Source organism: Microbispora sp. KK1-11 (assembly GCF_006874435.1).
GTDB classification, from domain to species: Bacteria; Actinomycetota; Actinomycetes; order Streptosporangiales; family Streptosporangiaceae; genus Microbispora; species Microbispora catharanthi.
The window spans coordinates 408,292-431,186 of sequence record NZ_VIRJ01000001.1; the positions used below are offsets into that span (position 1 = coordinate 408,292).

General features: G+C 71.8%; 27 protein-coding genes. 17 read left to right on the forward strand and 10 right to left on the reverse strand.

The features are described from left to right. Positions 1–4: 4 nt before the first annotated feature. From priA to hisF, 3 genes are all read left to right on the forward strand, one after another. The gene (gene priA, locus FLW16_RS01850) at positions 5–730 is read left to right on the forward strand and encodes a bifunctional 1-(5-phosphoribosyl)-5-((5-phosphoribosylamino)methylideneamino)imidazole-4-carboxamide isomerase/phosphoribosylanthranilate isomerase PriA (protein WP_142556899.1); all 726 of its coding nucleotides are present in this window, start codon (positions 5–7) and stop codon (positions 728–730) included. A gap of 100 nt (positions 731–830) precedes the next feature. Next, a complete protein-coding gene (locus tag FLW16_RS01855; protein WP_142556901.1) occupies positions 831–1,250 on the forward strand; it encodes a RidA family protein in 420 nt (139 codons plus the stop codon). A gap of 3 nt (positions 1,251–1,253) precedes the next feature. After that, positions 1,254–2,024, forward strand: a complete 771-nt coding sequence (gene hisF, locus FLW16_RS01860; RefSeq protein WP_139574373.1) for an imidazole glycerol phosphate synthase subunit HisF — start codon at positions 1,254–1,256, stop codon at positions 2,022–2,024. A 58-nt stretch (positions 2,025–2,082) separates the two neighbouring features. Here the strand turns inward: hisF and FLW16_RS01865 are convergent, their stop codons facing one another. Both FLW16_RS01865 and FLW16_RS01870 read right to left on the reverse strand, forming a co-directional pair. Continuing rightward, positions 2,083–2,313, reverse strand: a complete 231-nt coding sequence (locus tag FLW16_RS01865) for a hypothetical protein (protein ID WP_139574372.1) — start codon at positions 2,311–2,313, stop codon at positions 2,083–2,085. A gap of 529 nt (positions 2,314–2,842) precedes the next feature. Beyond that, positions 2,843–3,406: a TetR-like C-terminal domain-containing protein gene (locus tag FLW16_RS01870; protein ID WP_142556903.1), complete on the reverse strand. Its 564-nt coding sequence runs from the start codon at positions 3,404–3,406 to the stop codon at positions 2,843–2,845. A 179-nt stretch (positions 3,407–3,585) separates the two neighbouring features. Between FLW16_RS01870 and FLW16_RS01875 the strand changes: the two genes are divergently transcribed. The 3 genes from FLW16_RS01875 (at position 3,586) to FLW16_RS01885 (ending at position 6,192) form a co-directional block, all read left to right on the forward strand. Next, positions 3,586–4,758: an MFS transporter gene (locus tag FLW16_RS01875; RefSeq protein ID WP_221890839.1), complete on the forward strand. Its 1,173-nt coding sequence runs from the start codon at positions 3,586–3,588 to the stop codon at positions 4,756–4,758. A 346-nt stretch (positions 4,759–5,104) separates the two neighbouring features. Continuing rightward, on the forward strand, positions 5,105–5,800 hold the full coding sequence (locus FLW16_RS01880; RefSeq protein ID WP_185949195.1) for a DUF998 domain-containing protein: 696 nt from the start codon (positions 5,105–5,107) through the stop codon (positions 5,798–5,800). Positions 5,801–5,907: 107 nt separating this feature from the next. Beyond that, positions 5,908–6,192, forward strand: coding sequence for a chorismate mutase (locus FLW16_RS01885; protein ID WP_142556909.1), 285 nt, complete (start codon positions 5,908–5,910; stop codon positions 6,190–6,192). Between the two features lie 306 nt (positions 6,193–6,498). Here FLW16_RS01885 and FLW16_RS43315 read toward each other — a convergent pair whose 3' ends face one another. The 3 genes from FLW16_RS43315 to FLW16_RS01890 form a co-directional block, all read right to left on the reverse strand. After that, positions 6,499–6,654 (reverse strand): hypothetical protein, encoded by a 156-nt coding sequence (locus FLW16_RS43315; protein WP_167538708.1) that lies wholly within the window; start codon positions 6,652–6,654, stop codon positions 6,499–6,501. A gap of 282 nt (positions 6,655–6,936) precedes the next feature. Continuing rightward, complete coding sequence (locus tag FLW16_RS43320; RefSeq protein WP_185949196.1) at positions 6,937–7,101, reverse strand: hypothetical protein; 165 nt, start codon at positions 7,099–7,101, stop codon at positions 6,937–6,939. A 101-nt stretch (positions 7,102–7,202) separates the two neighbouring features. Continuing rightward, the gene (locus FLW16_RS01890) at positions 7,203–7,838 is read right to left on the reverse strand and encodes a TIGR03085 family metal-binding protein (protein ID WP_142556910.1); all 636 of its coding nucleotides are present in this window, start codon (positions 7,836–7,838) and stop codon (positions 7,203–7,205) included. Positions 7,839–8,152: 314 nt separating this feature from the next. Here FLW16_RS01890 and FLW16_RS01895 point away from each other — a divergent pair, with 314 nt between their 5' ends. Next, a complete protein-coding gene (locus FLW16_RS01895; protein ID WP_142557315.1) occupies positions 8,153–9,943 on the forward strand; it encodes an ABC transporter ATP-binding protein in 1,791 nt (596 codons plus the stop codon). Continuing rightward, positions 9,924–11,798, forward strand: coding sequence for an ABC transporter ATP-binding protein (locus FLW16_RS01900; RefSeq protein ID WP_142556912.1), 1,875 nt, complete (start codon positions 9,924–9,926; stop codon positions 11,796–11,798). Before FLW16_RS01895 ends, FLW16_RS01900 begins: the two co-directional genes overlap by 20 nt. 40 nt (positions 11,799–11,838) lie before the next feature. Here the strand turns inward: FLW16_RS01900 and FLW16_RS01905 are convergent, their stop codons facing one another. Next, the gene (locus FLW16_RS01905; RefSeq protein ID WP_142556914.1) at positions 11,839–12,246 is read right to left on the reverse strand and encodes a nuclear transport factor 2 family protein; all 408 of its coding nucleotides are present in this window, start codon (positions 12,244–12,246) and stop codon (positions 11,839–11,841) included. A gap of 87 nt (positions 12,247–12,333) precedes the next feature. Between FLW16_RS01905 and FLW16_RS01910 the strand changes: the two genes are divergently transcribed. Both FLW16_RS01910 and FLW16_RS01915 read left to right on the forward strand, forming a co-directional pair. Next, complete coding sequence (locus tag FLW16_RS01910; protein ID WP_142556916.1) at positions 12,334–12,903, forward strand: TetR/AcrR family transcriptional regulator; 570 nt, start codon at positions 12,334–12,336, stop codon at positions 12,901–12,903. A 46-nt stretch (positions 12,904–12,949) separates the two neighbouring features. Then, positions 12,950–13,405, forward strand: coding sequence for a RidA family protein (locus FLW16_RS01915; protein WP_221890840.1), 456 nt, complete (start codon positions 12,950–12,952; stop codon positions 13,403–13,405). Between the two features lie 82 nt (positions 13,406–13,487). Here the strand turns inward: FLW16_RS01915 and FLW16_RS01920 are convergent, their stop codons facing one another. From FLW16_RS01920 to FLW16_RS01935, 4 genes are all read right to left on the reverse strand, one after another. After that, positions 13,488–14,288, reverse strand: a complete 801-nt coding sequence (locus FLW16_RS01920; RefSeq protein ID WP_030509955.1) for an ABC transporter permease — start codon at positions 14,286–14,288, stop codon at positions 13,488–13,490. A 64-nt stretch (positions 14,289–14,352) separates the two neighbouring features. After that, positions 14,353–15,222: an ABC transporter permease gene (locus FLW16_RS01925; RefSeq protein WP_076432239.1), complete on the reverse strand. Its 870-nt coding sequence runs from the start codon at positions 15,220–15,222 to the stop codon at positions 14,353–14,355. 74 nt (positions 15,223–15,296) lie between these two features. Next, positions 15,297–16,529, reverse strand: a complete 1,233-nt coding sequence (locus tag FLW16_RS01930; RefSeq protein WP_081903772.1) for an ABC transporter substrate-binding protein — start codon at positions 16,527–16,529, stop codon at positions 15,297–15,299. Positions 16,530–16,575: 46 nt separating this feature from the next. Then, positions 16,576–17,628, reverse strand: a complete 1,053-nt coding sequence (locus tag FLW16_RS01935; protein WP_142556918.1) for an ABC transporter ATP-binding protein — start codon at positions 17,626–17,628, stop codon at positions 16,576–16,578. A gap of 121 nt (positions 17,629–17,749) precedes the next feature. Between FLW16_RS01935 and FLW16_RS01940 the strand changes: the two genes are divergently transcribed. From FLW16_RS01940 to trpC, 7 genes are all read left to right on the forward strand, one after another. Continuing rightward, entirely contained in the window at positions 17,750–18,493 is a 744-nt protein-coding gene (locus tag FLW16_RS01940; protein WP_142557318.1) for a FadR/GntR family transcriptional regulator, read from the forward strand. A gap of 5 nt (positions 18,494–18,498) precedes the next feature. Then, positions 18,499–19,299, forward strand: coding sequence for a cache domain-containing protein (locus tag FLW16_RS01945; protein ID WP_142556920.1), 801 nt, complete (start codon positions 18,499–18,501; stop codon positions 19,297–19,299). A gap of 91 nt (positions 19,300–19,390) precedes the next feature. Beyond that, entirely contained in the window at positions 19,391–19,741 is a 351-nt protein-coding gene (hisI, locus tag FLW16_RS01950) for a phosphoribosyl-AMP cyclohydrolase (protein ID WP_142556923.1), read from the forward strand. After that, the gene (locus FLW16_RS01955) at positions 19,738–20,364 is read left to right on the forward strand and encodes a Trp biosynthesis-associated membrane protein (protein WP_185949197.1); all 627 of its coding nucleotides are present in this window, start codon (positions 19,738–19,740) and stop codon (positions 20,362–20,364) included. The genes hisI and FLW16_RS01955 overlap by 4 nt, the downstream gene beginning before the upstream one ends. A gap of 437 nt (positions 20,365–20,801) precedes the next feature. Next, positions 20,802–21,485: an RDD family protein gene (locus FLW16_RS01960; protein WP_142556927.1), complete on the forward strand. Its 684-nt coding sequence runs from the start codon at positions 20,802–20,804 to the stop codon at positions 21,483–21,485. A gap of 10 nt (positions 21,486–21,495) precedes the next feature. Beyond that, entirely contained in the window at positions 21,496–21,921 is a 426-nt protein-coding gene (locus FLW16_RS01965; protein WP_142556929.1) for a DUF2752 domain-containing protein, read from the forward strand. 144 nt (positions 21,922–22,065) lie between these two features. Beyond that, a complete protein-coding gene (gene trpC / locus FLW16_RS01970) occupies positions 22,066–22,890 on the forward strand; it encodes an indole-3-glycerol phosphate synthase TrpC (protein WP_142556931.1) in 825 nt (274 codons plus the stop codon). The last annotated feature ends 5 nt before the right edge of the window (positions 22,891–22,895 follow it).

Sequence of the window (22,895 nt, forward strand, 5' to 3'; positions counted from 1 at the left end):
CCAAATGTCGCTCGTATTGCTCCCAGCCGTCGACGTCGCCGACGGCCAAGCCGTCCGCCTCGTACAGGGCGAGGCGGGGACGGAGACCTCGTACGGGGATCCGCTCGCCGCCGCTCTGGCCTGGCAGAAGGCCGGCGCGGAGTGGGTCCACCTGGTCGACCTCGACGCGGCGTTCGGCCGGGGGAGCAACCGGGAGCTGCTCGCCTCCGTCGTCGGCGCGCTCGACGTGCACGTGGAGCTGTCCGGCGGGATCCGCGACGACGCCTCGCTCGAGGCCGCGCTGAGCACCGGCTGCCGCCGGGTCAACATCGGCACCGCCGCGCTGGAGAACCCGGAGTGGTGCGCCAAGGCGATCGCCGAGCACGGCGACCGCATCGCGGTGGGGCTCGACGTGCGCGGCACCACGCTGGCCGCCCGCGGCTGGACCCAGGAGGGCGGCGACCTGTGGGAGGTGCTCGACCGGCTGGAGTCGGAGGGCTGCCCGCGCTACGTCGTCACCGACGTCACCAAGGACGGCACGCTGCGCGGTCCCAACCTCGACCTGCTGCGCGAGGTCTGCGCGCGGACCGACCGCCCGGTCGTCGCCAGCGGCGGGGTGTCCTCGCTCGACGATCTGCGGGCGATCGCGTCGCTCGTGCCGGACGGCGTCGAGGGCGCCATCGTGGGCAAGGCGCTGTACGCCCAGGCGTTCACGCTGGAAGAGGCGCTCGCGGCGGTGAAGAGCGCATGAGCGAGCGCAGCGAGCGAATCAGAGAGCACAGCGCCTGGCGAGGTGCTGAATTGCGCGCCTCCGGCACGACCGGACTCCGAGCCGAAGGCGAGGAGGTGGCATGAGCACGCAGATGCCCGAAGGGCGGATCTCCTCCGGCGGCCCGTGGGAGGACCGTTACGGCTACGCCCGCGCGGTCGTCGCCGGGCCGCACGTGCTCGTGTCCGGCTGCACCGCCACCGTGGGCGGTGAGGTCCAGCACGTGGGCGACGCCTACCAGCAGACGCTCACCGCCTTCTCCATCGCGCTGGACGCCGTGGAGAAGGCCGGCACCACCCGGGCCGACGTGGTGCGCACCCGCATGTACGTGGTGAACGCCGACGACTTCGACGCGGCGGGCAAGGCGCACGGCGAGATCTTCGGCGACGTACGGCCCGCGTGCACGAGCGTGCAGGTCGCCGGGCTGGTCGACGCGCGCATGCTGGTCGAGGTCGAGGTCGAGGCCTACCGGCCGGTGGCACCCGGCGACGATGAGGGCTGAGCGATGACCGTAGCGGTGCGGGTGATCCCCTGCCTGGACGTCGACGCGGGCCGGGTCGTCAAGGGGGTCAACTTCGAGAACCTCAGGGACGCCGGCGATCCGGTCGAGCTGGCCGCGCGTTACGACGCCGAGGGAGCCGACGAGCTGACCTTCCTCGACATCACCGCCTCCTCGGGCGAGCGCGAGACCATGCTCGACGTGGTGCGCCGTACGGCCGAGCAGGTGTTCATCCCGCTGACGGTAGGCGGAGGCGTGCGGTCGGCCGACGACGTGGACCGGCTGTTGCGCGCGGGCGCCGACAAGGTCGGCATCAACACCGCCGCCATCGCCCGGCCGGAACTGCTGACCGAGACCTCGCGCCGGTTCGGGTCGCAGTGCATCGTGCTGTCGGTGGACGCGCGCCGCGTGGTCGACGGGCCGCCCACGCCCTCCGGGTTCGAGGTGACCACCCACGGCGGTCGCCGGGGGACCGGCATCGACGCGGTGGAGTGGGCCCGGCGCGGGGAGGAGCTCGGCGTCGGCGAGATCCTGCTCAACTCGATGGACGGCGACGGCACCAAGTCGGGATACGACCTGGAGATGCTGCGGGCCGTTCGGGCGGCGGTGAGCGTCCCGCTGATCGCCTCCGGCGGCGCCGGGCGGCTGGAGGACTTCCCGCCCGCGGTGGACGCCGGGGCGGACGCGGTGCTGGCCGCCTCGGTCTTCCACTTCGGCCAGCTCAAGATCCACGAGGTCAAGGACACGCTGCGCGCGGCCGGTCACCCGGTCCGCTGAGCGCCCACCGGGGGCCGGGATCCGGCCCCCGGTCGGTGGGTCCTCGGCCGGTGGATCCTCAGTCGATGTCGACGATCGCCGTGGGGTAGGCGTCCGGGCCGGTGCCGAGTGAGGAGGACGCCATCGACTGGTACTGCCACTGTCCCTGGAAGGAGCCGCCCTGGCCGCACCCGTTGTCGCCCCAGCAGGTCGTGGCGGCGGAGGCGTCGTGGGCCGGTTGGGCCGCAGCGAGGCCGACGGCGGCGAGGAACGCGAGGCCCAGCAGGCTCGGGAAACGCTTGGCACGCATAGCTGTCTCCTGTCCGTCGAGGGATCATGCGGCGCTCCGGAGTCCGCCCTCCTCAATGGTCGGCCGGACATCACTCAACCGTCCATACCAATCACCGCAAATAGGGCGATAGTGGGCGAAAATCGGCATACGCGATTGTGTGGTCTTTTACCGGGATCCCTTCTGTGGTGAGAGGGACGGCCCTCGACCTGTCCGGGCGAGCGGCCGTCAGCGGTGGGTGCGCCGCCGGGCGGCCTAGAAGGCCGCCGCAGGCGAGGCGCGGTTCAAGGCCGTCGTCACGTTCTGACCGGCACTCGGCGGCACGGCGGCACGTCGGCCGAAGATCGCTTTGATATGGCCGGCGGGCCGCCGGGCAGACCGCCCGGTCACCACCCGCCTAAGGGCGACCGATTCCTGCCGGAGCTACGACCTGTCGCGTCGGGACAGTCCTTTCAATCGATGGAGGAAGCATGAGCATGAACCCCGGCACTCCACGCCGGGTTGCTCTTGTCACTGGCGGCTCGGGTGGTATCGGCCGGTGCGGGTGTTGTCAGTCCGGCAGCAGGTGCGACACGAGGCTGCGTGCCCATTCGGGAGAAGGGGGCTGGTCGGTGAAGACGGCCCGGTAGTAGAGGGGGGCGAGCAGGGCGTCTATGGCGCGTTCGACGGCCGGGGTCTGATTGCCCCGGGCCTGTTCCCGCTCGAGTATGGCTTCGAGCTGTTGCTGGCGCTCCCTGCGGCACACGCCGGCGCCTTCTCCGCCTGTGCCGATGATGGCGCGTACCAGGACAAGGGTGTCCGGGTCACTGAGGTCCTTGGCCAGGTCGGATGCAAAGCGTTCCAGGTCCCCGCGGAGGCTGCCGGTGTCCGGGATCACGATGTTGCCGGAGAAGCGGCTGGTTGCGACGTCGGCGAGCAGGTCGCCGACGGAGCCCCAACGGCGGTAGACCGTGGTGGCGTGCACACCTGCGCGGGCGGCTATCACCGGGATCGTCAGTTCGCTGGCCTCGTCGGCGAGCAGTTCCTTGACCGCCTGGTGGACGGCCGCGCGGACTTGGGCCGAGCGGCCGCCCGGCCGGCTCTCGGTGCGGGACGGGTTGGTCGTAGCGGGCATGTGACCATTATTGCATTGATCACTGCTTTATAATCGCAGCGATCACTGCGTTTGTGGTACGTTGAAGCCACTAACGCAACGATCGCTGCGAGGCTTGCATGTCTGTTGAATCCTCCGACACCGCCGCACCACCCGTCCGTGGCCCGCATCGCGTGCCGTGGAAGGGCGCCTTTCCTTGCGTGGCCGCCATCTTCGTCCTCTTCCTGGCCGCTTCCAGCGCACCGTCCCCGATCTACGTGATCTACCAGCAGCAATGGCAGTTCACCGCGTGGGTGCTGACCGTTGTCTTCGCCCTGTATGTGTTCGGCCTGCTGGGCTCGCTGCTCGTCGTCGGAGCACTGTCGGACCACCTCGGCCGCCGACCGGTACTCGCCGCGGCGATCGCACTGGAGGCGGTCGCGCTCGTCCTGTTCCTGGTCGCCGGGAACGTGCTCGTCCTGTCCGCCGCCCGGGTGCTCCAGGGCATCGCGACCGGGGCGGCGACGACCACGCTGAGCGCCGCTCTCGTCGATCTCGAGCCGTCGCATGCCCGCGGGCGGGCAGGCGTCATCACCTCGGTAGCCCCCCTGACCGGGCTCGCTCTCGGCGCTCTCGGCAGCGGCGTGCTGGTGGAGTTCGGCCCCGCACCGACCCGGCTGGTCTACGCGCTGCTGCTCGGCGCGATGGTGCTGGCGGCGGTGGTCGTCGCCCTCATTCCGGAGACGTCGCTCCGCCGGCCGGGAGCCGTCGCCTCCCTTCGCCCGCGGGTCGCGATGCCTGCGCACCTGCGCGCGGACATCGTCCCGGTGGTGCCGGCGATGATCGCCACCTGGGCCTTGGCCGGGATGTACCTCTCGCTCGGCCCATCCGTTGCCGCGGAGTTGCTGGGGCTGCACAACCATCTGATCGGCGGCGTCGTCGTGGCGCTCCTGGCGGGCACCGGAGCGCTCGCAGTCGCCCTGCTCCGCACCCGTCCCGCATCCTCGCTGCTGACCCCCGCGTCCGCAATGCTCGGGCTCGGCACCCTGATCTCGCTCGCCGGGACGGCGGAGAACCTCACCTGGCTTGCCGCCGCCGGCACCATCGTCGCGGGTCTCGGCTTCGGCGCGTCGGTGCTGGCGACGTTCGGCACCTTCGCCCGGATCGCTAGGCCGCACGAGCGCAGCGCGGTCTTCGCTCTGGCCAACATCATCAGCTATCTGGGCAACAGCGTGCCCGCCGTACTCGGCGGAATCGCCGTCACCACTCTGGGGCTGAGGACCGCCACCGTGATCTACGCGCTGGCGATCGCGGTGATCAGCTTCTCCGCCTTCGTCCTCCGCCTGAACCAGGTACGGGCCAAGCGCCGCGCCATCATGGCCCCGTGCGCGTGAGGCCCCAGGGGAACTGGCGACCGCCGTTCTCGTCACACCAATCGATGGCACGACCGTCGTCTGCGCCACATCATCGCTAACTGCGCATCTCCCATCCGCTCGACCATGCCGCGCCTACCCTCCACCAACCTCAGCTGTGGGAGACCCGGGCATGCGTCCACTCCGCTAGCTGCCGCCAGTTCATCTTGAAGCCGCCACACTCGTGACGGCGGCAACGTGTCAGTGCTTAGTGCGCTGCTCTCGCCTGAGGATCCGTACACCGTCCTTAGCGGTACGCCGACGGGAGTAGTCCCGGCGCCGCCCCATGCCGGATGCGCGGCGGACGTCCGCCGCCGACCCTGGGGGCATGCCCAATGACAGTGATGACCGCGTCCCCGGGGGCGAGCGCGTCGCGTTACGCCGGCTGGCGTTGACCGGTGTCGTCGGGCCGATCCTGTCGGTCCTCGTGTTCACGGTGGCGGGCGCGCTCAGGCCCGGTTACTCGCCGGTGCACCAGGCGATCAGCGCGCTCGGGAACGGCGCCGGCGGCCGGCTCGTCGACGCGGTCGCGGTGGCGATGGGAGCCGGGCTCGTCGTCTTCGCCGTCGTCTTCGCGACGCTGCTGCGGCCGGTCCTGGGCCGCGGCGTCCGCCGGTTCGCCGCCGTGTGCATCGTGCTGGACGGGCTCGGCGTCGCCACCGCGGGGGTGTTCACCGACGCTCCCGCGACCACCGCGCTGCACACCGCCGGCGCCTCGCTCGGCGCGATCAGCACACTGGTCGCCTTCGCCGTCATCGGAGTCGCGCTCCGGCGCGACGCCCGGTGGCGCCGCTGGGGCGGCTACTCCCTCGCCGCCGCCGTGGTCGCCCTCGCCCTGGTGGCGGCCGAGTACGCCCTTCTCATGCCCCGCTCGCCGCTGCACGCGCTGCACGTCGGCGGCCTGCTCGAACGCGCGGACTTCGTCTGGCACTACGCCTGGTACGTCGCGTTCGGCTACCGGCTCTTCCGGGGCCCGGTCGACGCGGCCGGCCGGGTGGAACCGATCAGTTCCGAGCACGCGTGAGGCGAGGGCACGAGGTGTGGGCTCGAACCCCGGGGGCGGATGTACGGGCTCTCCCGCACCGGCCCTAGAGTTGCCGGTGATCATCGTCTCGCCATCCGGAGGAACATGTGTCCGGCCCCACCTCGCTCGACGACGTCCGGCGCCGGATCGACGAGCTCGACGCCCGTCTGACGACGCTGCTGGCCGAGCGGCAGCGTCTCGTGCGCGCCGCAGCCGCTTTCAAGACGGACGAGCAGGCCGTACGGGCTCCCGACCGGGTGGAGCGGGTCGTGACCGCGGCGCGGGAGCGCGCGGAGCGCGAGGGGCTGTCCCCGGAGGTCGCCGAGGCCGTCTGGCGGGCGATGATCGGGGCGTTCGTGGAGTACGAGCTCACGGAGCACCGACGCGGGTAGCACGTCGCGGCGGGCTCGCCTCGGCCGCTTCAGTTCACCGGGACTCGTAGGAGCCGGGGCGGGTGTGAGAGCGAGATGTGGGGGCAGAGGTGCCGACCTCGGGGTGAGCTGCTCGCCGGTCATGAGGGGATGCGAAAGGAGAGGCCGGCGGAGCAAGGCGAATGCCCTGCCGGCCCTGTGCTCTGCCGACCCTGCGCGGAGAGCCTCGCGGCTCTGGCTGTTACTACGGTTCTGTTGTCGTTCGTCGCTGCCTGTGGTCGGGGTCGGGGTTGCCTGAGGGGGAGCGGGGGCGGGCGGTCCGCGGCCTCAACTCAGGACCGAGGTGAAGAAGGTCGCCAGTCGGCTGGCTCCGGTGTTGACCGTGTCGAACACGCCTCGCACGGCGCCTGCCGCCGCGTGCGGCTGGCTGTAGAGGTAGAAGACCACGAACGCGATGGCCGCGTACGTAAGAACCTTCTTCACCTTCATCGGGGGGCCTCCTGCAATCGGTATCCCGGTTGTTTGTACCCGGCGGCAGTGTTGATCATAACTAGCCGAGAGGACATGAGGCCGTTCCGCCCTCATCGTGAGACGGCGGGATCGACGGCCTCCTCGCGCCGCGTCCAGGAGCCCTCGCGGGCCTGCCGGGACGCCGCCGGCCAGGCCCGGAAAGAACGCGGCGCGGCCCGGAACGAGCGCGGTCCGGCCTGGAAAGGGCAGGGCACAGCCCGATAAGAACGGGGCTCAACCCGAAAAGAGAGGGGCTCAGCCCGAGAAGAGCGAGGTGAAGAACGCGGACAGGCGTTCGGCTCCCGTGCTGATGCCCCCGAAGACGTTCCTGACCGCGCCGGCGGCGTTCGCGGGCTGCGTGAACAAATAAAAGATCACGAACGCGATGGCCAGGTAGGTCAGGACCTTTTTGAGGTTCATCCGGGCTCCCAAACGCTCCCACACATCGTGCTCTGGTCTCATGCTGCCCCATTGCACGACGTTTACGTGGAGGATTCCGGACAACTCCCGCGACTTCGTTCTCATGGCCCCAATCGGGCCTCTTGGAGCCGGGCGACCGCCGCGGCGTCCCCGTCGTACGTCACCCGGGCGTGCGCCTGCCGTCCGAACGCGAACAGCAGCAGCTCCGACGGTTCGCCGGTGACCACCACCGCGGGCTCCGCCATCCGCCCGGCGGCCTTGGCCCCGTCGGGACGGCGGAGCACGACGCCCACCGGAGCCTTGCGCAGGAAGAGCCGGGCGCCGCCGCGCAGCCGGTTCCAGAACGCCTCCTGCAGGTCCCGCGGGATGACACGAGGCTCCCAGCCGGCCTGCGCCCGGCGCACGTCCTCGTGGTGGACGAAAAGCTCCACCGTGTTGACGATCTCGTCCAGGCGGGGGACCAGCCCGTACGGCGTCCAGCGCGGCGGGCCGTGACGGACGAGCCCGACCAGCTCGGGATAGGGATGGCTCCGCTTGATGCGGTCCTGCACGGCGGCGGTGTAACCCGCCAGGAACGGCAGCGCGATGCCGGGCGCGGCGTCGAGCCGGCGCTCGCGCAGGACGAGGTGGGCCGTGAGGTCCCCGGTCGCCCACCCCTCGCACAGCGTGGGCGCCTCAGGACCGAGGCGGTCGAGCAGGTCGCAGAGCGCCGCGCGCTCCGTCTGGGCGTGTGTCACGTGATCAGCCTATGCGTCCGTCGTCCCGTCCGGACCTGCGGCCGCGCATCACCGAGGAATAAACAGATTGATCAGGATGATAGGGAGTAACTAGGACTGTCGAGCAGATGCTGCCCCTCGCAGCGATCCGCGAGACACGACTAGGACCAAGGGCTTGGGCGGCGTCGGTCCGGTGACCGATCCGGTGGCGTCCCCGAGTGAGTAACGTCCCCCTCCGGGGCGCTCGCAGGGAGCGGCCCCGGCAGGTCCCCCGATCGGAAGGAACGCACCGCGTGCCGACGAAGGAGTCCCCCACGCGGCCCGGCAGCTCAGTCATGCTCCAGGGTCTCAAGGTCATCGGCGTGGCGATCAGAACCGAGCCGAGGATCTTCACCGGCGCGGTCCTCGCCAGCGCCCTCTACGGCGCGATGACCGTCGCCTCGTCCTGGGCGCTCGGCTGGGCGACCGACAACGCGGTGCTGCCCGCGTTCAGGGACGGCGCGGCGAGCACCGGCGCGCTGGTCGCGGCGGCCCTGCTGATCGTGGGCGTGGCGGTGCTCAAGGCCGCGGGGATCATGGGCCGGCGCATCATGGCCGGGATCCACCAGTACCGCATGCAGGCCCACTCCCGCCGCGCCGTCACCCGGCAGTACCTGCGGCTGCCCCTCGCCTGGCACCACCGTCACCCGACCGGGCAACTGCTGTCCAACGCCAACTCCGACGTCGAGGCGGCCTGGGGGCCGCTCGCCCCGCTGCCGATGGCGGTGGGTGTGGTCGTGATGCTGGTGACGGCCGCCGTGGCGATCGTGCTGGTCGACCCGGTCCTCGCCGTCGTCGGCTTCCTGATCTTCCCGGCCGTGGCCGTGCTCAACCTGGTCTACCAGCGCAGGCTTTCACCGCTCGCGATGCGTGCCCAGCAGTTGCGGGCCGAGGTGAGCGAGGTCGCGCACGAGAGCTTCGACGGCGCGCTCGTCGTCAAGACCCTCGGCAGGGAGGACGCGGAGACCGCGCGGTTCCAGACGAAGGCCGACGCACTGCGGGACGCGAACGTCGCGGTCGGCCGCGTCCGCGGACTGTTCGACCCCATGCTCGAGGCGCTGCCCACGCTGGGCGTGCTCGCCGTGCTGCTCGTCGGGTCGCTGCGGCTGGAGTCCGGCGGCGTCGCGGCCGGTGACCTGATCCAGGTCGCCTACCTGTTCACCCTTCTCGCCTTCCCCGTACGGGCGCTCGGCTGGGTGCTGGCCGAGCTGCCGCGCAGCGTCGTCGGCTGGACGCGGGTCAGGGACGTCCTCGACGCCACCGGCTCCATGGAGTACGGCACCGCCCGCCTGGACGCCTCCGGCCCGGCCCGGGTGGAGGCCGAGGGCGTCTCCTACGCCTATGTGCCGGGGAGCCCGGTGCTGAGGGACGTGCGCTTCGCCGTCGCGCCGGGCCGTACGATCGCGGTCGTCGGACCGACCGGGGCGGGCAAGTCGACGCTCACCCAGCTGCTCGCGCGCCTGATCGACCCCGGCGAGGGCGTCGTCCGCGTCGACGGCGTCGACCTGCGCGAGGTGGCCAAGGGCGAGGTGAGCGCCTCGGTGGCGCTCGTCCCGCAGCAGACGTTCCTGTTCGACGACACCGTGCGCGGCAACATCGCGCTCGGCGGGCAGATGCCCGACGAGCGGGTCTGGGCCGCGCTGCGGCTCGCGCAGGCCGACGGCTTCGTCAGCGCGCTGCCGTCCGGCCTGGACACGCGGATCGGCGAGCGCGGGGCCACGCTGTCGGGCGGTCAGCGCCAGCGCCTCGCGCTGGCCCGCGCGCTCGTGCGCGACCCCCGGCTGCTCATCCTCGACGACGCCACCTCCAGCGTCGACCCGCAGGTCGAAAAGCGCATCCTGTACGGCCTGCGCGACGGCGCCGCCGAGGCCACGGTGATCGTGGTCGCCTACCGGATGGCGACGATCGCGCTGGCCGACGAGGTCGTCTACCTGGAGCAGGGCGTGGTCGCCGACCACGGCACGCACGAGGAGCTGCTGGTCCGCTGCGCGGGCTACCGCGACCTCGTCACCGCCTACGAGCGCGAGGAGGCCGAGCGGGCCGCGCTCGACATCCGCGAAGACACCGATGAGGAGGTCGTCGCATGACGCACGGCCCGAAGCCCTTGACGAGGAGTGTGACGCGGTGACCGCCGTGACCGACCCCGCGACCGGCACGGCCACAGGAGAGACCTCGTCCCTGCGGTCGGCCGACCGGGGCGCCCTGGAGACGCTCAGGCAGGGCCTGCGGCTGTCGCCGGAGTTCCGCCGCGGGCTCGCCGGGACGCTCGTGCTGGCCGTGCTGGCCACCCTGGGCAAGGTCGTCGTGCCGATCGCCGTGCAACAGGTGATCGACCGCGGCCTGCGCTCGGGCGTGCCCGACCTGCCGTTCATCCGGAACGCGGTGGTCCTGTGCGCGCTCGCCGTCGTGCTGACCGCGCTGTGCGGCTACCTCATGAACATCCGGCTCTACCGTTCCACCGAGTCGGGCCTGGCGACCCTGCGCGGCAAGGGCTTCCGCCACGTGCACGACCTGTCGGTGCTGACGCAGAACACCGAGCGGCGCGGCGGCCTGGTCTCCCGCGTGACCGGCGACGTCGACCAGATCAGCACGTTCATGCAGTGGGGCGGGCTGATGGTCATCGTGTCCGCCGGCCAGCTGGTGGTGGCGACCGTGCTCATGGCCGTCTACTCCTGGCAGCTCACGCTGATCGTGTGGGCCTGCTTCCTGCCGCTGGTGCTGGCCCTGCCCCGGTTCCAGCGCCTGGTGGCCGGGGCGTACACCCGGGTGCGCGAGCGCGCGGGCGACGTCCTCGCCGCCGTCAGCGAGTCGGTCGTCGGCAGCGCGGTGATCCGGGCGTACGGCTCGGAGGACCGCACGGCCGAGCGGATCGACACGGCGGTTGACGGGATGCGGGCGGCGCAGACCCGAGCCCAGAAGATCGTCGGGTTCACGTTCCCGGCCACCGAGCTGATCGCCTCGATCACGGTCGCGCTGGTGGTGGTGGCCGGGGTCTGGCTGGGCGTCGCCGACTCGATCACGGCGGGGCGGCTCATCGCGTTCCTGTTCCTGATCACGCTGTTCATCAGCCCGCTGCAGACCGCGACCGAGGTGCTGAACGAGGCGCAGAACGCGATCGCCGGATGGCGCCGCATCCTGGGCGTGCTCGACACCCCGGCCGATGTGGCCGACCCGGAGAACGGCGCGGTGCTGCCGCGCGGGCCGATCTCGGTCCGCTTCGACGGCGTGGGCTTCGCCTACCCCGGCGGGCCGCCCGTCCTCCACGACGTGTCGGTCGAGATCCCGCCGCGTACGCGGGTCGCGGTGGTGGGGGAGACCGGCTCGGGCAAGACGACCTTCGCCAAGCTGCTCACCCGGCTCATGGACCCGACCTCCGGCCGGATCCTCGTGGACGGGACCGACCTGCGCACGGTCAGCTTCTCCTCGCTCAGGGAGCGGATTGTCATGGTCCCGCAGGACGGGTTCCTGTTCGACTCGACGCTTGAGGACAACATCCGCTTCGGACGGCCCTCGGCGACCCGGGAGGAGATCGCCCGGGCGCTGACCGAGCTCGGCCTGGCCGACTGGCTCGACGGCCTGCCCGCCGGCCTGGACACCCCGGTCGGCCAGCGGGGCGAGTCCCTGTCGGCCGGAGAGCGGCAGCTCGTCGCGCTCGCCCGTGCCTACCTCGCCGACCCCGACCTGCTGCTGCTCGACGAGGCCACCTCCGCCGTGGACCCGGCCACCGAGGTGCGCCTCGCCCGCGCCCTCGACGGCGTCACCCGCGGTCGTACGGCCATCTCGATCGCCCACCGCCTGTCCACCGCCCAGGCGGCCGACGAGGTGCTGGTGTTCGAGCACGGCCGGATCGTCCAGCGCGGCCCGCACGCCGTCCTGGTCGAGCAGCCCGGCGTGTACGCCGACCTCTACGCGTCCTGGACCACCGCCACCACCGCGCGCTGACGTTCCGCCGATCACCGCGGCCGACGTCTTCCGGCCTTGATCAGGCCCGTAAGGCGTCGGAGAGGCCGAGCGGGTTCCAGTAGTCGCGCAGGAGGAGGATCTGTCCGTCGCGGATGCGGAACACCTGCACGGAGCGGGCCTGGTAGGGGGCGCCCGTCGCCGTCACCACGGCCCTGGTCTCGAGTTCGACGACGAGCACCTCCGGATCCGTCGTCTCGTAGACGCTCGTGGTCCACATGTCCTCGATCCGCATCGCCGCGGTCGCCTGGCCCGAGGAGAAGGCGCGGATGGCCTCGCGGCCCTCGACGCGCGCGGGCATCCCCGGCGGGGCGAACGGCAGCTCGATCACCCCGTCGGGGGCGAACAGATCGGCGAAGCCGTCCAGGTCGCCGCCGAGGATCAGGGAGCGTCTGCGGGCGAGCACGTCTCGTGGGGCCGGCCGGTCCATCGGGCACTCCGTTCGTTGAACGCGTGTTTACTAAACGACCGTACAACGAAATGCGGAAAGGGATCAATCACGCCGTAGAATCGATCGGTGACCGAGGCCGGAGCCCGCCTGACGCGGGCGGAGCGACGCCGCAGGACCGAGGCGCGGATCCTCGCGGCGGCGGGTCGCCTGTTCGCCGAGTCGGGATACGCGGACACGACGATCCGGGCCGTCGCCGCGGCCGCCGGGGTGAACCCCGGGCTCGTCATGCACTACTTCGGCTCCAAGGAGGAGCTCTTCCTGAGCGTCGCCAGGGCCCGGCCGTCCGGGCCTCTCGGAGGCGAGCCGGAGCAGGTCGTCGAAGAGATGCTCGACCGGCTCGCCGCCTCGATGGCCGACGAGCCGGTCGAGTCGCTGGCCGTCCTGCGCTCGATGCTCACCCATCCGGGAGCCTCCGAGGCCGCCTCCGAGGGAGCGGCCCGATACCGGGCGCAGCTCGCCGAGGCCATCCCCGCCGCCGACGCCGGCGTACGGGCCGCGCTGATCAGCGCGGTGCTCATCGGCGTGGTCCTCGGACGGCACCTGCTGAAGCTCGAAGAGCTGCGCGACGCGCCTCCCGAGCAGATCGCCGAACTGCTGCGCCCCTGCCTGCGCTCCCTGACGGGCGCGGACGGCTGATCTGCGCCGAGACTGTCATGAAGGAGATCGCCGCCAGGGCGGCCGTATGAGCGGAAGCGAGCGGGACATGGAGGACGTCGTGGGGAAGCCGGTGCTGGTCGAGCGGGGTAGCACGGACAGGATCGCCCCGCCCCTCGGTGCGTACAGCCATGCGGCGCGTGTCTCACCGGAGGGTGCCGTCCTGCACATCGCGGGGCAGGTCGGCAACGCCCCCGACGGAACGGTCGCCCCGGACGCGTACGGGCAGGCCGTCCAGGCGTTGCGCAACATCGCCGCGGTCGTCGAGGACGCCGGAGGCACCCCGGCGGAGGGGCTGGTCTCGCTGTTCACGATGGTCGCGAGCCGGGAGGCGCTTCCCGGCGTGCGCCGCGGCATCGGCGAGGTCTTCGCCGAGTGGTTCCCCGAGGGGGACTATCCGATCAACTCGTTGTGCGTGGTGGCCGGGCTGGCCCGCGAGGACCTGCTGGTAGAGATCGCCTCGGTGGCGGTGGTGCCGGGATGACGCCGGAGGACTTCCCCGCGCTCTTCCCCGCTCTGCGGCAGAGGACAGCGGTGGGCGCACAGATCTGCCGTCTCCCGCGCGTTCAGTGGGTCTGCGGGTCTCCGCCGGACAGGCGCTGGGCCAGGTAGATCGGGATCACCGACAGCAGGATCAACGCGGCGGCGACCACGTTGACCACCGGCGCCTGGTTGGGCCGGAACAGGTTCTCGAAGATCCAGATCGGCAGCGTGCGGACGCCGGCCCCGGCGGTGAACGTCGTGACGATGATCTCGTCGAACGACAGCGCGAAGGCGAGCAGCCCGCCCGCGAGCAGCGCCGAGCGCATCATCGGAAACGTCACCAGACGGAACGTGGTGAACGTGTCCGCCCCGAGGTCGGCCGACGCCTCCTCCAGGTTCAGGCCCATGCGGCGCAGCCGGGCCAGCACGTTGTTGTAGACGGTGACCACGCAGAACGTCGCGTGGCCGACGATCACGGTCAGCAGCCCGAGGGGGAGGCCCAGCACCGTGTGGAAGGTGTTGCTCAGCGCGATGCCGGTCACGATGCCGGGCAGCGCGATGGGCAGCACGATCACGAGCGAGACCGTCTCCCGGCCGAAGAACCGGTAGCGCTGCACCGCGAAGGCGGCCATCGTGCCGAGCACGAGCGCGATCGCGGTCGCGCCGAGACCCGCCTGGACCGAGGTCCACAGCGCGTCGCGCAGACCGGCCGAGTCCCAGGCGGCGCCCCACCAGCGCAGTGTGAACCCGGCGGGCGGCCAGGAGAAGGTCCGGTCGGAGTTGAACGAGTTGAGCAGCACCACGGCCAGCGGCACGTAGACGACGGCCAGGCCGATCACCAGCGCCGCCCGCAGCAGCGTCCGGGACGTACGAGAGAGATTCACCGGGCCTCCTTCGCCGGCCGGTGGACCAGATCGCTGTGCTTGCCGGTTCGTTCGCTTCGCTGTCTCACAGGTTCTCCAGCGCTCCGGTGCGGCGTACGGCCGCGAGGTAGACCAGCATGATCACGACGGGGACGGTGGCGACGGCGGCGGCGAAGGGCAGGTTGTTGGCCGCGCCGATGTTGTCGTAGACCACGTTGCCGATGAGCTGGGTCTTGCCGCCGACGATCTTCACGGTGATGTAGTCGCCCAGCGAGAGCGAGAACGTGAAGATCGACCCCGCCACGGCGGCGGGGAAGGTCAGCGGCCAGACCACCGTGCGGAAGGTCCGCCACCCGCGCGCGCCGAGGTCGCCGGCGGCGTCGAGCAGCGAGTCCGGCAGCCGTTCGAGGCCCGCGTAGATCGGCAGGATCATGTACGGCAGCCACAGGTACGACAAGGTCACCACGGTGGCGGTCAGGCCGTAGCCCCAGCCGAGCACGCCGTCCGAGGACAGCATCACCCGCCACGCGTACGCCTTGACCAGGTAGGACGCCCACAGCGGGGTGAGCACGGCGATCACCAGCCAGCGCTGGGCCCGCGGCGAGGCCAGCTTGGCCATCGCGAACGCCATGGGGAAGGCCACCACCAGGTCGATCAGCGTGACCGCCGCGGCCACGCCGATCGAGCGCAGGGCGACCGTGCGGTAGACCTCGCCGGTGACCAGGTCGGTGAAGTTGGCCCAGGTGAACACCTTGACCACGTCGCCGGTGAACACGTCGGTCGACCAGAACGCGGTGACGAGAAGGGCCGCGAGCGCGCCCAGGTAGGCCAGCCCCAGCCAGGCCAGGGGCGCCGACAGCAGCAGCGACAGCCGCACCCCGGCGTGCCGGTGCAGGAACGAGGCGGCCCGCCTCCGCATCCCGGGGGAGGCGGCCGTCGTGGTGATGGTCGTCATCGTCTTCTCTCCGTGCGGCTTGTCTCCGTGCGGCCGAGGGGGACGGCCGGGCGGCCGTCCCCGCTGGGGAGCGCTCAGCCCTTGATCTCGGTCCAGGCCCGGGTCCACTCGGAGTAGTCGGTGCACTTGACGTCGGTGCGCCCGTCGAGGCACTGCGTGATCGGCGTGGTCCAGTAGTGGACCTTGGAGAAGTACTCCTCGTCGGTCGCGTGGTAGGTGTCGCAGAACGACTTGTCGGAGGTCTGCTCGCACGCCTTGGCGTTGGACGGCGCCTCGCCGAACCACTCGGCCACCTGCGCGTTGGCCTTGGGGGAGATGATCCAGTCGAGCCACTTGTAGGCGCAGTTGGGGTGCTTGGCCTTCGCGGCGACCATCCAGGTGTCCGACCAGCCGGTGGAGCCCTCCTTCGGCAGCGTCGTCTCCACCGGCGCCTTGTCGGCCTCCACCAGGTTGGCGATCACCTGCCAGGTCGTGCCCACGACCGTGTCGCCGGACTTGAACGACTGCACCGCCTTGGTGTAGTCGGACCAGTACTCGCCGATGTTCTGCTTCTGCTGCTTGAGCAGGTCGACCGCGGCCTGGAGCTGCTTGTCGTCCAGCGCGTACGGGTCCTTGATCCCCAGCTCCGGCTTGGCCGACATCAGGTAGAGCGCGGCGTCGGCGATGTAGATGGGCGAGTCGTACGCCGTCACCTTGCCCTTGTACGGCGAGGCGGGGTCGAACACGACGCCCCAGGAGTCGGGGGCCGGCTTCACGGTGTCCGTGCGCCACATGAGCAGGTTCGCGCCGCGGCCGTGCGGGATGCCGTACGCGACCCCGTTGACCGAGTTCCACGGCTTGAGCTTCAGCCCGTCGAACACGTCCGCGTAGTTCGGCACGAGGTCGGTGTTGACCGGCGCGACCGTGCCCGAGGCGATCAGGCGCAGCGAGGCGTCGCCCGAGGCCGACACGGCGTCGTACTCGCCGGTCTTCATCAGGTTGACCATCTCGTCGGAGGTGCCGGCCGTCTTGGTGTTGACCGTGCAGCCCGTGGCCTTCTCGAACGGGTGGACCCAGTCGACCTTGGGGTCGTTGGAGCCGTCCTCCGCGTACCCGGCCCAGGCGACGAGGTTGACCTGTCCCTCGCCGGGGCCGAGGGACTTCAGGGCCTCGATCTTCGGCGGGGTGAAGGCGCCGCCGCCGGGGGCCGCGGCCGGGCCGCCGCCAGTGGTGGACGACCCGCCGCCGCAGCCCGCGACGGCGGCGAGCGCCAGCGCGGCGGTGACGACGAGAGAAGGCCTGGCGAAACGCGGACGGGGGGACCGCATCGTGGTTCTCCTTGCTGTGAGTGGTGCTGTGTGCGCGGTGGCGGAGTCAGCCGGCGGTGACCGGCTCGGCGGGGGCGTCGATGGGGAACTCGTGCCGGCGGTTCCACACGAGGCGGACGCGGGCGCCGCGCAGGCCCGTCACGTCCATGGACGACGCCTGCAGGTTCTGCTGGAGGGCGATCAGGCGCCCGCCCGCGTCGAGGTCCACGACGAACCGGGTCGCCGGACCGGCGTACACGACCTCGCGGATCACACCGGCGGCCTCGTGCTCGTCCGGTCCCGGCGGCTCGTCGCCGAGCACGACGCGCAGCTTCTCGGGCCGGACGCTGAAGGTCCCCTCCCTGCCCAGCACGGCCCGCGCGGCCTCGCCGGAGATGAGGTTGGAGGTGCCGACGAAGGAGGCGACGAAGGCGGTGGCCGGGCGCTCGTACACCTCGGCGGGGGTGCCGACCTGCTCGATCCCGCCCTGGTTGAACACCGCGATCCGGTCGCTCATCGTCAGCGCCTCCTCCTGGTCGTGGGTCACGAACAGGAACGTGATGCCGACCTCCCGCTGGATCGCCTTCAGCTCGACCTGCATCTCCTCGCGGAGCTTGAGGTCGAGGGCGCCGAGCGGCTCGTCGAGCAGGAGCACGCGCGGCCGGTTGACCAGCGCGCGGGCCAGCGCGACCCGCTGGCGCTGGCCGCCGGACAGCTGGGCCGGGCGCCGCTTCTCGAAGCCCTCCAGCCGCACCGAGCGCAGCGCGGCGAGCGCCCGCTCGCGCCGCTCCGCCCTGGGCACCTTCTTCACCCGCAGGCCGTACTCGACGTTGTCCAGCACGCTCATGTGGGGGAACAGCGCGTAGTCCTGGAAGACCGTGTTCACATCCCGCTCGAACGGCGCGAGCCGCGTGACGTCACGCCCGCCCAGCTCGACCGTCCCTGCGGTGGGCGACTCGAACCCCGCGATCATGCGCAGCACGGTGGTCTTCCCCGAGCCGGACGGCCCGAGCATCGCGAAGAACTCCCCGTCGGCGACGTCGAGGTCGATCCCGGCGACCGCCTCGACCGGCCCGAAGCTCTTGCGCAGGCCACGGAGACTGACTGCTTGGTCTGGCATGAACTGAAACATATGGAGTTAAATGTTTCACGTAAAGACCCGATCCGGCATCACTGTTGTCAACTTTCGCGGGAGTCCCCTTTCGCGGACGGCGTGGGCGAACAGGAGTGCGACCGTGAACATGGCTCGCCTGGCCGTCTTCTCACCCGTGGACAGCACCGCGCGGGTGGACGTCGTGGTCCGGCGGCTCGCCGACGCGATCGCGGTCGGCCTGCTCGCCGACGGCGAGCAGCTGCCCAGCGAGGCGGAGCTCGCCGGCAGGCTCGGCGTCTCCACCGTGACCCTGCGGGAGGCGCTCATGGCGCTGCGCCAGCAGGGGATGGTCGAGACGCGGCGCGGCCGCGGCGGCGGCAGCTTCGTACGCCTGCCCGCCGGGCTCGACCCCCTGGCTCGGCTGCGCGCGTTCGCGGCCGACGAGCTGCGCGACTTCGGCGACCACTACGCGGCCATCGCCGGGACGGCGGCCAGGCTCGCCGCCGAGCGCTCGCTGCCCTCGGACGTCGCGCCCCTGTGGCGCACCCTGGACGAGATGGACGCCGTCGCTGCCGCGCCGGAGACGGCCGGGTCCGCGGAGGCGTGCGCCCGGCTGCGCAGGCTCGACGGCCGGTTCCACATCGAGGTGGCGGCGGCCTCGCAGTCGGCCCGCCTCACTCAGGAGGAGATCCGGTTACAGGCTGACATCGGACCGTTGCTCTGGCTTCCGCGCGAGGGCCTGAGCGGGCACGATGAGACGGCGGCACAGCATCGCGCCATCGCCGGGGCCGTCGAGCGCGGCGACGGCGAGCAGGCCAGGGCCGTCGCCGAGCGGCACGTGCTCGACGCGACACGACACCTCATCGAGCTTCGGTTGCGGCTGCGGGAGTAAGAAGCATGAGCACACCGGCGTCACTTGTGCAGGCCGGGCAGGACCACGCCGCCGCGGCGGTGGCGCGGGTGCGCGAGGCGGCCGAGGGCGTCTTCGAGGCGCTGCGCGAGGTCCGCGACGCCGCCGTCGCCTGCGTCCTGCCCGCGGGCGGCACGCGCCGCCCGGTCGTGGCCGACCTCGCGGCGCTGCGCCCGCTGCTGTGGGCCCGGCTGCGCGGCGGCGCGCTGCCCGTCCATCTGCCCGTCCATCTGCCCGCCCATCTGCCGGCCCATCTTCCGGCGCTGATCGCGGGGATCGGCTTCATCGCCGCGCCCGGCCTGCTGGCCGACGCGCCCTGGTACCTCGAATGGTGGCAGGAGAACCCCTCCGGCGACCCCGTGCAGCTGCTGCGGGACATGGACCCGGCGAGCAGCGCCTTCTACGACTACACCCACTGGGACTGGTACGCCGGCCCGTCCTCCGGCGCGGAGCGCACGATCTGCGGCCCGTACGTCGACTACCTGTGCACCGACGAGTACAGCCTCACGCTGTCGGTGCCCGTGCTGGCCGGGGGGAGCTTCGCCGGGGTGGCCGCGGCCGACGTGTTCGTGCGGCGGTTCGAGGCCGCGGTGCTTCCGGCGCTGCGGGAGATCCCCGGCCCGGCGTTCCTGGTCAACGCCGAGGGGCGGGTCGTCGCGTCCAACACCGCGAGCCGGGTCGCGGGATCGGTCTACCGGGGCGGCTCGCGCGACGGTGACCACGTCGTACGCCGGGTGGGCGACCTGCCGCTGTCCCTGGTGACCGCGACGACCGGCGAGGCCGTGTAACGGCCGCGGGTCAGCGGCGGCTCGGCGGCGGGGTAGTGGCGGCGGGGTAGTGGCGGCGGGGGCGGCCGGGACCTGCGGCACAATTGGCCTCATGGCCCTCGACCCGAAGATCGCCGACCGGCTGAAGCGCACACCGGACGGCCTGGTGCCCGCGATCGTCCAGCAGCACGACACCGGCGAGGTGCTCATGCTCGCCTGGATGGACGACGAGGCGCTGCACCGCACGCTCACCACCGGCCGGGCGACCTACTGGTCCCGCAGCCGGGGGGAGTACTGGGTGAAGGGCGACACCTCCGGCCACGTGCAGTGGGTCAAGCACGCGGCGCTCGACTGCGACGGCGACACGATCCTGCTCAAGGTCGACCAGGTGGGGGCGGCCTGCCACACCGGCGACCGCACCTGCTTCGACGCCGACGTCCTCGACGTGAGCGGCGCGCCGTGACCGCTCCCGCGCCCGCCCGCGACCAGTCGCGTACGGCGCGGCGCTCGCTGCTCGCCTGGCTGGCCGCCTGCGCCCTGGGAGGCGGCCTCGCGCTGCTGTCCGCGGGCCGCGTGTGGGTCACGCTCGGCACGGCGGAAGGCCCCGCAGGAGCGGGCGGCGGCTCCCTCACCGGCAACGACCTGGTCGCGTGGCTCACCCCCGCGGCGCTGGCCGCGCTGGCCGCCGTGCTGGCCGTGCTGGCGACCCGGGGGATCGCGCGGCGGGTGACGAGCGTGGTGGTCGCACTCCTCGGCGCGGCGGTCGCGGCCGGGGCGTGGGACGGCACGCGCGGCGCGACGATCGCCTCCGCGGCCGCCCAGCACATGACGACCGCGGTGACGTCCGCAGGCCACATCTCCCTGGAGTCGCGCGCCTGGGTCTGGCCGGTGCTGACCGCCGCGGGCGGGCTCGTCCTGGCCGGGGCGGGCGTGGCGGCGGCGGTCCTGAGCGTGCGCTGGCCCGGCATGTCGAGCAGGTACGAGCGGGGGGCCGGGCACGCGAGCACGGACGGAGCCACCCGGGTGAAGGACGCCGACAGGGCGATGTGGGACGCGATCGACGAGGGCGAGGACCCCACCGCGTAGCCGGTCCGCCGGCGAGGGAGTCCTCGCACGCGAGTTGGACCGTTCCCACCTCAGATTACAAATTGTCCACAAAGCCGATTCTTGCCGGACCGGCCGCCCCGCTGCCGATAGGCTTCGCGCCGACCTCTGATCATCGCACAGGAGACCGAATGAGCCACGGGAGCCGGCCGGGCGGCACGGGCGGCCACGGCCGCCCGCACGGCCGGGGTGACCGGCCTCCGGCCTCCGGCGGCCATCGCCATCCGCTCCGGCCGGTCCGCACCGGCGCCGGCCACCCTCCGGCGCCGGTGGGAACGGCATGGTCGCCGCGTCGCTCCTCCCCGGCATCCCCGGCCCGTCTCCAAGCGGTGCTCCGCGGATCCTCGGGGCCGTCTCCGGTCTCGTCGCGCTGAAGAAGATCCGAGACTCCTTTTCCCCCACTCACGCAGGAGTACCACATGACGTACGGCAACGACCCGGGCTACAACCCGGGTGGTCACCCCCAGAACCAGCCCGGCCCGCAGGGCGGATATCCCCCGCCGCAGGGCGGCTACCCGCCGCCTTCCCAGGGTGGCTACCCGCAGGGCGGCGGCTACCCGCCGCCGCAGGGCTCGTACCCGGCCCCGCCCGGCGGTGACCAGTACGGCGGTCAGTACGGCGGCCAGTACGGCGCGCCCGGCGGCTACCCGGCTCCCGAGCTCGCGCACTGGGGCCTGCGCGTCGGCGCCACGCTGATCGACGGCCTCATCGTCGGCGTCCCCACCTGGATCCTGAGCATCATCGGCAGCGCCCTGAGCGCCGGCTCGGTGGACCAGGAGACCGGTCAGGTCGGCTCCGGCTTCGGCATCGGCCTGGTGCTCTCCCTCGTGGCCATCGTCGTCGGCCTCGGCCTCGGCCTGTGGCTGAAGCACAAGGAGGGCACGACCGGCCAGACGGTGGGCAAGAAGGTCGTCGGCATCCAGACGGTCAAGGAGCAGACCGGCGAGTACATCGGCTTCGGCATGGCCGTCGTCCGGTACATCTGCCACATCGTGGACGGCCTGCCCTGCTACATCGGCTACCTGTGGCCGCTGTGGGACGCCAAGCGGCAGACCTTCGCCGACAAGATCGTCGGCACGGTGGTCGTGCGCGCCCCGCGTTAGGCTGACCTTCATGGAAGAGACCGGACGGCGCGCGTGGGACCGGGTGCGGTCGCTGCGCGCGCCGTTCGGCGCCGCGGCCGTTCTGACCGCGGCGGTGACGTACCTGGCGGTGGTCGACCCGCACGAGCCGGGTCACTACCCCGTCTGCCCCCTCTATTACCTGACCGGCCTGTACTGCCCCGGGTGCGGCGCGCTGCGCGCCGTGCACGACCTCGCCCACGCCGACCTCGCAGGGGCGGCGCGGATGAACCTGCTCTTTGTCTTCTGCGTTCCTGTCGTAATCACGTTGTGGGCCCGCTGGGCGTTACGATCATGGCAGGGACGGCCCGCGCGCCCGGACATGGCGCGCCCCGCATACCTGTGGGGACTCCTCGCCGTCGCGGCCGTCTTCGGAGTGGTGCGTAATACGCCTTTGGGGCAATTCCTCGCACCGTGAATCGACCCGGTGGCGGACCGACGCGAGACGGGCCGATACCATCGCAGGGCAGGACACGCAGAGCAGCCGACCGGAGGGACCCTTACGCGTGAGCGAGCGGACAGGCAAATCGCGCGAGCTCCGAGCCGAAGGCGAGGAGGACGCGTGAGTGTTCTTGAGGACATCATCCTGGGCGTGCGGGAGGACCTCGAGGAGCGGCAGCGCAACGTGCCGATCGAGGAGCTCAAGCGGCTCGCCGCCCGTGCCCCCGAGCCCCGGGACGCCTACGCCGCGCTCGGCGGCGACCGGGTGTCGGTCATCGCGGAGGTGAAGCGGTCGAGCCCCTCGAAGGGCGCGCTCGCCGCCATCGCCGACCCCGCCGCCCTCGCGGCGGACTACGAGGAGGGCGGCGCCCACGTCATCAGCGTGCTGACGGAGCGGCGCAGGTTCGGCGGGACGCTCGCCGACCTCGCGGCCGTGCGCGCCGCCGTGGACATCCCCGTCCTGCGCAAGGACTTCATCGTCACCTCCTACCAGCTGTGGGAGGCCAGGGCGCACGGTGCGGACCTCGCCCTGCTCATCGTGGCGGCCCTCGACCAGCAGGCGCTCGTCTCGCTGATCGAGCGGGCCGAGTCGATCGGGCTCGCCCCGCTCGTCGAGGTGCACACCGAGGAGGAGCTGGTCCGCGCGGTCGACGCCGGCGCGAAGATCATCGGGGTGAACGCCCGCAACCTGAAGACGCTCGAGGTGGACCGCGAGGTGTTCGCCACGCTCGCGCCCAAGGTGCCGGACGGCGTCATCAAGGTGGCCGAGTCCGGGGTGCGCGGTCCCCACGACCTGCTCGCGTACGCGCGGGCGGGGGCGGACGCCGTGCTGGTGGGCGAGAGCCTGGTCACCGGCAGGGACCCCAAGACGGCGGTCAACGACCTCGTGACCGCGGGCGCCCACCCGGCCTCCCGGCAGGACACCGGCTCCGAGAGGCACTCGTGAACGAC

Excerpts from the sequence above, each read along its gene's own strand:
- FLW16_RS01865 (WP_139574372.1), bottom strand. The coding sequence starts at position 2,313 with ATGCGTGCCAAGCGTTTCCCGAGCCTGCTGGGCCTCGCGTTCCTCGCC.
- FLW16_RS01855 (WP_142556901.1), top strand. The coding sequence starts at position 831 with ATGAGCACGCAGATGCCCGAAGGGCGGATCTCCTCCGGCGGCCCGTGG.
- FLW16_RS01930 (WP_081903772.1), bottom strand. The coding sequence starts at position 16,529 with ATGCGGTCCCCCCGTCCGCGTTTCGCCAGGCCTTCTCTCGTCGTCACC.
- FLW16_RS01895 (WP_142557315.1), top strand. The coding sequence starts at position 8,153 with ATGCTCCAGGGTCTCAAGGTCATCGGCGTGGCGATCAGAACCGAGCCG.
- FLW16_RS01900 (WP_142556912.1), top strand. The coding sequence starts at position 9,924 with ATGAGGAGGTCGTCGCATGACGCACGGCCCGAAGCCCTTGACGAGGAG.
- FLW16_RS01880 (WP_185949195.1), top strand. The coding sequence starts at position 5,105 with ATGCCCAATGACAGTGATGACCGCGTCCCCGGGGGCGAGCGCGTCGCG.
- priA (WP_142556899.1), top strand. The coding sequence starts at position 5 with ATGTCGCTCGTATTGCTCCCAGCCGTCGACGTCGCCGACGGCCAAGCC.
- FLW16_RS01925 (WP_076432239.1), bottom strand. The coding sequence starts at position 15,222 with ATGACGACCATCACCACGACGGCCGCCTCCCCCGGGATGCGGAGGCGG.
- FLW16_RS43320 (WP_185949196.1), bottom strand. The coding sequence starts at position 7,101 with ATGAACCTCAAAAAGGTCCTGACCTACCTGGCCATCGCGTTCGTGATC.
- FLW16_RS01915 (WP_221890840.1), top strand. The coding sequence starts at position 12,950 with ATGAGCGGAAGCGAGCGGGACATGGAGGACGTCGTGGGGAAGCCGGTG.
- FLW16_RS01965 (WP_142556929.1), top strand. The coding sequence starts at position 21,496 with ATGGAAGAGACCGGACGGCGCGCGTGGGACCGGGTGCGGTCGCTGCGC.
- hisF (WP_139574373.1), top strand. The coding sequence starts at position 1,254 with ATGACCGTAGCGGTGCGGGTGATCCCCTGCCTGGACGTCGACGCGGGC.
- FLW16_RS01940 (WP_142557318.1), top strand. The coding sequence starts at position 17,750 with ATGGCTCGCCTGGCCGTCTTCTCACCCGTGGACAGCACCGCGCGGGTG.
- FLW16_RS01935 (WP_142556918.1), bottom strand. The coding sequence starts at position 17,628 with ATGCCAGACCAAGCAGTCAGTCTCCGTGGCCTGCGCAAGAGCTTCGGG.
- FLW16_RS01945 (WP_142556920.1), top strand. The coding sequence starts at position 18,499 with ATGAGCACACCGGCGTCACTTGTGCAGGCCGGGCAGGACCACGCCGCC.
- hisI (WP_142556923.1), top strand. The coding sequence starts at position 19,391 with ATGGCCCTCGACCCGAAGATCGCCGACCGGCTGAAGCGCACACCGGAC.
- FLW16_RS01905 (WP_142556914.1), bottom strand. The coding sequence starts at position 12,246 with ATGGACCGGCCGGCCCCACGAGACGTGCTCGCCCGCAGACGCTCCCTG.
- FLW16_RS01870 (WP_142556903.1), bottom strand. The coding sequence starts at position 3,406 with ATGCCCGCTACGACCAACCCGTCCCGCACCGAGAGCCGGCCGGGCGGC.
- FLW16_RS01960 (WP_142556927.1), top strand. The coding sequence starts at position 20,802 with ATGACGTACGGCAACGACCCGGGCTACAACCCGGGTGGTCACCCCCAG.